This is a genomic window from Enterococcus sp. RTP21361st1_A6_RTP21361_211029 (genome assembly GCF_040910045.1).
Classification (GTDB): domain Bacteria; phylum Bacillota; class Bacilli; order Lactobacillales; family Enterococcaceae; genus Enterococcus_D; species Enterococcus_D gallinarum.
In genome coordinates this window covers 21745-28308 of the sequence record NZ_JBDGBK010000039.1, presented here as the reverse complement: position 1 = coordinate 28308, position 6564 = coordinate 21745, and the positions used below count along the sequence as shown (strand labels likewise).

Genomic DNA, 6564 nt, shown 5'->3' with positions numbered 1-6564 from the left:
TAACAGTTAATCTTATCATACAAAAAAGGAGTGGATTTCTCCACTCCATAAAAGTCTAACTTTTTGGGGTCACTACAAGCCAAGGTTCTTTTTTATCAAATAGTTTAGCCCTCGTTAGCAGGATTAAAATTAATCAAAGCCGCCTAGTACTTAAGAGAGGTTAGATTTTTCTTCTGCGCGCAAAGTCTACAAATCGAAATTTATCTAAGCGATGTATCGATTCAGTGTATTCAAAACAGCGTGTGTCTTCAAGATAAACCAAACTACGTACAGTAACAACATGTTGATCATCAGGATGAAGGTCCATTAAATCTCTTAATTCTTTATTGACTGGATCCACGGTAATTTCTTTTTGTGCATAGGCAATTTCAAGTCCAAGATCATTTTCAAAGTAATCATAGATCGAGTCTTGTGCTCGACGTTCAGGCAATTCTTCAATAATCGAAGCATCTAAATAATCTTTATCTAGAATGACAACTTCACCATCAATCTTTCTTTGACGTACCAATTTCCAAGCTTCAGAAGCAACTGGCCAATCAGTAATACCATGTAATTTTGGTGAAACGGCGATCTTACGAATTTCAACTACTTTTGTTTCACTAGGAATACGTTGAGTATCTTGTAATTCTTTAAAACTAGTTAGACCAGAAATAGGAAAGTCAAAACGATTCAGATCTAAAACGATTGAACCTTTTCCTTGTTTTTTTTGAATGTAGCCAGCATTTTTTAAAAGATTCAAGGCTTTTCGAACCGTTTCACGAGAAACACTGTACATTTTGATTAATTGGTTCTCACTAGGTAAAAGAGAGTGTGGCGGGTATTCGTTTGACAGTATCTTTTGTTCAAGATCCAAAAATATCTCTTTGAATTTATTCATGGGATTGCCTCCTCTTGCCTATTATAGCGAGGGCATTTTTGAAAAGCAATCGGCTATTTGGCCAATAATTCATCAATTGAAAGATCCGTCAGTTTTTCGACGATTGTGTCAGCTCCATGCAGTTCTTCACCAGAATAGACACCAACTGCATACATGCCAGCTGCCTTAATGCCATCAATACCTGCTTGGGCATCTTCAAAACCAACTGCATCACTAGGTTTAATGTTCAGCCCTTTTGCAGCTTGGATAAAGATTTCTGGATCTGGTTTACCTTTAGAAAGTGTGGCTGGGTCAACGATTACATCAAAATCCTGCATGACACCCAATTTATCTAAAATAAATGGCGCATTTTTAGATGCCGATGCGATAGCACAAGGAATCCCCTTGTGTTTTGCTTCTTCTAGAAAAGTTTTGACACCCGGAAGAAGGTCATCCGGAGTCAGACTTTGAAGTAATTGAACATAGTGAGTGTTTTTTTTGCTTGCTAAAGCATCTTTTTCTTCTGAACTATAAGCATCATTTTTATTTCCTAATGTTAAAATACGCTCTAAGGAATCCATACGACTAATCCCTTTTAGTTGTTCGTTGAATTTTAAGTCGATTTCAATACCGATTTCAGCGGCTAGTTCTTTCCATGCGATATAGTGATATTTGGCTGTGTCTGTAATCACACCATCTAAATCAAAAACAAACCCTTTTTTCATTATGTTACTCTCCTTTAATAGTTGATAGATTGTTCTTTATTGGCTTTTAATTCATGAGTAGCACCAGAAAGAATGATCGTTGTATTTTGGTCAGCTACAACTGTCAATGTTTCATGTGTAACATTAAAGTGATAATTAATACCTCTGACTTGAATATTAAATTGAATATTTTGCCATTGCTTAGGCAGATTTGGATCAATACGCATCACATCTTCCCGAAAATCGATTCCCGCAAATGTCGTTAGCGGAATATAGAGAGTTGCCGCCATTACACCCGCATGAATTCCTTCGGCAGTGGTTCCTCCTTGAATATCGCGGTAATCTGAATAGAGAGCCTCTTGATATAAAGACCAAGCGAGATCTTGCTGGTCAACCATTGCTGCCAATTGAGCATGTACAACTCGAGAGAGTGTAGAGCCATGAGAAGTTCTTGCCAAATAATAATGCAAGTTTTTTTCTACATAATCTTCGGGTAAGCGGTAAGTAAGATCATCTAAAATTTGATGCACTTGCGCTGTTGAAAAATTGTAAAAAATCATTAGGCTGTCAGCTTGTTTGGCAACTTTGTATGCATCGGCGCTTTTTCCTTCAGCATTTAAAATACGATCCATACGATAAATGTTCCCATATTTTTCTCTATAATGATCCCAGTCTAAGTCTTTTAAATCAAAATAGCCTTCAAATTGTGCAATAATTCCTTCGGGATTAATTTCTAAACATAAATTTTTACGAATATCGGTCATTTGTGAGAAATTGTCCTCTGAAAGCTGCACTTTAGCTGCTACACTTTGAAAGATTTCTGGTGAAAGTTGGTTGCGTAATTTTTCCACTTCTTCAAACAACCACACTACCATCATATTAGTATATGCATTATTTTTCAACCCACCTTTTTGACTGTTGGGATAGCTTTCATGAAATTCATCCGGTCCCATGACACCTTCGATTGAGTAACGGCCTGTGAGAGAATCCAAAGTAGCAGCACTCTGCCAAAAATGAGCAATTTCTAAAATTAATTCTAAACCGTATTGCTCCATAAAAGATCGGTCACGAACGTTATGCCAGTACTGCCATACATTATAGGCAATCGCTAAAGAAACGTGACGTTGCAATCGGCTATGGTCTTCTTTCCACTCACCACTGATAGGATTCAAATGAAGTTCTTGTGACTGTTCTGTTCCATCTAAACCAGATTGCCATGGAAACATTGCTCCTTGGTATCCGGCTTCTTTGGCTGCTTTCTTGGCTGCCGTTAAGCGCTGATAGCGGTAAAGTAAGATCTCTCTGGCGGTTTTAGGAAAATGAAGAATATAAAAAGGTAAGATGAATAATTCATCCCAAAAAATATGACCACGGTAAGCCTCACCATGGAGACCACGGGCTGTGATACTAGCATCAAGAGATTGCTCATAGGCGTTGGGTGCTGCTGACACTAATAGATGGTATGTGTGAAGATTCAGCATTTTTTGTGACATGAGATCCCCATCAATGGTAATGGCTGCATTCTCCCATAGTTTGCGCCAAGCTTCTTTGGATTCAGCATACATTTCTTTAAACCGTGGTAGTGAAAGAAGTGCCAGCTTGCTAGTAGTTGTTTGTTCTCCCATTTGATATTTAGCAACAGTAACTGATTTTTCTAAAGTATAAGTTCTATTTTTCTCCACAGAAATTGTTAATTTTTGAATTACTTTTTCTGCCGTTTTTTCTGATTTTAATGTTTCAAGAGAAAAGTCATCAGAAAATAATTGTGATGCTTGGCAAACCGTAATGTCAGACTGATTTGTACGGGCAATGAGTAGAGCTTTGCTCTTAAAATACTCCGTTGTTTGAATGGTCAAGTGCTTGTTTGTCAAGCTTCGATAGCGTGCGACATTATAATTGTAGACCGAACCATCTGCTTCACTTATCACGTCGATTTCTCCGGTAAAATTAAGTGGAGTAAAGCGGTAAAGGATGGAGTAGTGATGACTATTTCCCATATTAGCAATTTTTTGTGTTTCAATTCTTAATTGCTTTTTTGTTTGTGTTTCGATTTCAGCGAAGGAGGTAAATAATCCAGTTTTTAAATTTAATTGACGCTTAAAAGATAAAAGTGTATTTTGTGCGATATCGATTTTTTCGTTATCAATGACTAAATAAATTTTTTGCAGATTTGGTGCATTGACGAAGTCCTCATTTGTAATGGTACGATCAGACACCTCTGACTCCGCCGTATTATAGAGACTTGCTAAATAAAGCCCAGGATAATTGGCATCGGAAATCTCCATTTCTGGTGTAGTACCACGCAACCCTATAAAGCCATTTCCTACTGTTAATAGTGATTCAACGGAGTACTCATCTTTGCCAGGAGTATAGCCATAATATTCTAATTGCCAAGGAATCTCCAAACGCTTCTCTTCAAAGCTTTCTTCAGTTCCACATACAAACGCTCGATTTAATTTTTCGGTTAACCATTGATCTAATGAAAAGGTTCCTTCTTCGTTAGTAAAGACGAATGAGTCGGAAAGGATTCCTCCCTCTTGATTCTTTTCCAATTGTTTCTTTAATGCTGCTATTCGTTCATTGGTGGTCCCTGTAAACGTGAATATAGCACCCATGTGGTCGGCCAATAGCCATTGATCATTAGTGATCTCAATTTTGTTCACAGTATTCTCTCCTTTCTACTTGTCTATACATGCAAAATGATTATAACCGATATTGTAAGCTTTTTCAATTTAATAAGGCTGTTTTTTTAAATTATTGTGTAAAGTTAAATGAAAGTGATTTGTTTTTTTTATTTGCTCAAAGTTTATTTTTTTGAATGAAAATCCTTTTGTACCAACAAAAATAAAGCATGTTCTGAATGATTATTTTTCACAAATGTCTTTAGTGAAAAAAATATAGAATGAAACGCTTGCAATATTGTAAATATAAAGTTATGATTAGCATGAAATAAAAACATATATATACAAGTTTAAATGGAAGGGGTTTATTATTATGGGGAAGTATCGGGATGATGCTGAGAAATTGCTGGAGTATGTAGGCGGTAAAGAAAATATTGCAGCTGTGACTCACTGTGCGACGCGGATGCGATTTGTACTGAATGATCAGTCGAAAGCAAACGAGAAAGCCATTGAAGATATTCCAAGTGTTAAAGGGATGTTTACAAATGCTGGGCAGTTTCAAGTGATTATCGGAAATGATGTTCCAACGTTTTACAATGATTTTACAGCGGTATCTGGGATTGAAGGAGTTTCTAAAGAACAAAGTAAAGCGATTGCAAAAAAGAATCAAAATCCGTTTCAACGGGCTATTGCAGTTTTGGCAGAGATTTTTACACCAATTATACCAGCTATTATTGTTGGAGGACTTATTCTGGGGTTCCGTAATGTTTTGGAAGGAATTGATTTTGGTAGTGGAACAATTGTTTCCCAATCTGTATTTTGGAGTGGAGTTAATGATTTCTTATGGCTACCTGGGGAAGCAATTTTCCATTTTCTTCCAGTAGGTATCACATGGAGTATTACTCGTAAGATGGGAACAACTCAAATTCTTGGTATTATTTTAGGGATTACATTAGTCTCTCCACAGTTGTTAAATGCTTATTCTGTTGCTAGTACAGCAGCTGCTGATATTCCATTTTGGGATTTTGGATTTGCACAAATTGATAAAATTGGTTACCAAGCACAAGTTATACCAGCGATGTTGGCTGGTTTTATGTTAGCATATTTAGAAATCTTTTTTAGGAAGCATATACCAGAAGCGATTTCAATGATTTTTGTTCCGTTATTCTCTTTATTACCAACAATTTTAGCTGCACATGTTGTTTTAGGACCGATTGGCTGGTGGTTAGGAGACATTATTTCTAACGTTGTTAATACAGGCTTGACTTCTTCCGTCAGCTGGTTGTTTAGTCTGATTTTTGGAGCCCTGTATGCACCATTAGTTATTACTGGACTTCATCATATGACAAATGCAATCGATATGCAGTTGATTTCATCATTTGGTACGACAAATTTATGGCCGATGATTGCGCTATCTAATATTGCACAAGGTTCTGCTGTATTAGCGATTGTATTTTTACATCGAGGGAATGAAAAAGAAGAACAGGTTTCAATTCCAGCAACAATCTCTTGTTACTTGGGAGTGACAGAACCTGCAATGTTTGGGATCAACTTAAAATATGTTTATCCATTTGTAGCTGCAATGATTGGTTCAGGTATTGCAAGTATGTTTAATAATTTAATGGGTGTGCGAGCAAATGCAATAGGAGTCGGTGGATTACCTGGTATTTTAGCCATCAACGCAACAGAAGGCGGAGGTTTGTTAGCTTTTGGGATGGCAATGCTGATTGCAATAGTTGTACCGTTTATTTTAACCATAGTTTTTCGCCGTCAAGGAATCTTTAATAAAATTGATTCAGTCAATAGTGTTGAAGACAATGCGTATGCAGAAGGACTGGCAACAGCAGGTGCAAGTGCTGGTGTAGCAAACACTCCATCTCAAACTATTTCAAAAGAGACTACTGTAACTGAGGAAATGCTTTATGCACCGGCAGATGGTCAAATCATTGCAATCGGTGAAGTGGAAGACCCTGTTTTTTCACAAAAAATGATGGGTGATGGCTATGCAGTTCGTCCAAGTAACGGAAAAATCTATGCTCCTGTTGCAGGGACGGTTTCAAGTATTTTTGAAACAAAACATGCAATTGGAATTTTGACTCCTGGTGGGGCAGAGGTCTTAGTTCATATGGGATTAGATACCGTTGAATTAAAAGGCGCACCATTCACTGTCAAAGTGTCGGAAGGTGATGCTGTCACAGTAGATACATTGATTGCTGAGATGGATCTAGAAGCTGTTACCAAAGCTGGAAAGAAAACAGATGTTGTTACGGTTCTTACGAACGCTGAAAAGATCAATCAGCTGACAATCAACAAAACCGGCAGTGTACACGCGCATGATCGAGTAGGGGCTGCTGAAGTCCGCTAAATAAAAAAGAGTAGGCTC

Annotated in this window: 4 protein-coding genes; 1 reads left to right on the top strand and 3 read right to left on the bottom strand. The window is 37.3% G+C overall.

Annotation, left to right across the window (positions count from 1 at the left end; all coding sequences use genetic code 11):
* Nucleotides 1-160: 160 nt before the first annotated feature.
* From treR to AB5Z52_RS08820, 3 genes are read right to left on the bottom strand one after another with little or no spacing between them, the layout of a single operon-like run.
* On the bottom strand, nucleotides 161-877 hold the full coding sequence (gene treR, locus AB5Z52_RS08830) for a trehalose operon repressor (protein ID WP_003128986.1): 717 nt from the start codon (nucleotides 875-877) through the stop codon (nucleotides 161-163).
* Between the two features lie 53 nt (nucleotides 878-930).
* The gene (gene pgmB / locus AB5Z52_RS08825) at nucleotides 931-1581 is read right to left on the bottom strand and encodes a beta-phosphoglucomutase (RefSeq protein WP_003128987.1); all 651 of its coding nucleotides are present in this window, start codon (nucleotides 1579-1581) and stop codon (nucleotides 931-933) included.
* A 14-nt stretch (nucleotides 1582-1595) separates the two neighbouring features.
* A complete protein-coding gene (locus AB5Z52_RS08820; protein ID WP_005473039.1) occupies nucleotides 1596-4223 on the bottom strand; it encodes a glycoside hydrolase family 65 protein in 2628 nt (875 codons plus the stop codon).
* Between the two features lie 331 nt (nucleotides 4224-4554).
* Here AB5Z52_RS08820 and treP point away from each other — a divergent pair, with 331 nt between their 5' ends.
* Nucleotides 4555-6546, top strand: a complete 1992-nt coding sequence (treP, locus tag AB5Z52_RS08815) for a PTS system trehalose-specific EIIBC component (protein WP_003128990.1) — start codon at nucleotides 4555-4557, stop codon at nucleotides 6544-6546.
* Nucleotides 6547-6564: the final 18 nt, after the last annotated feature.

Bases quoted from the DNA above. Each gene is read 5' to 3' on its own strand.
- treR (WP_003128986.1), bottom strand. From the start codon at position 877: ATGAATAAATTCAAAGAGATATTTTTGGATCTTGAACAAAAGATACTG.
- pgmB (WP_003128987.1), bottom strand. From the start codon at position 1,581: ATGAAAAAAGGGTTTGTTTTTGATTTAGATGGTGTGATTACAGACACA.
- treP (WP_003128990.1), top strand. From the start codon at position 4,555: ATGGGGAAGTATCGGGATGATGCTGAGAAATTGCTGGAGTATGTAGGC.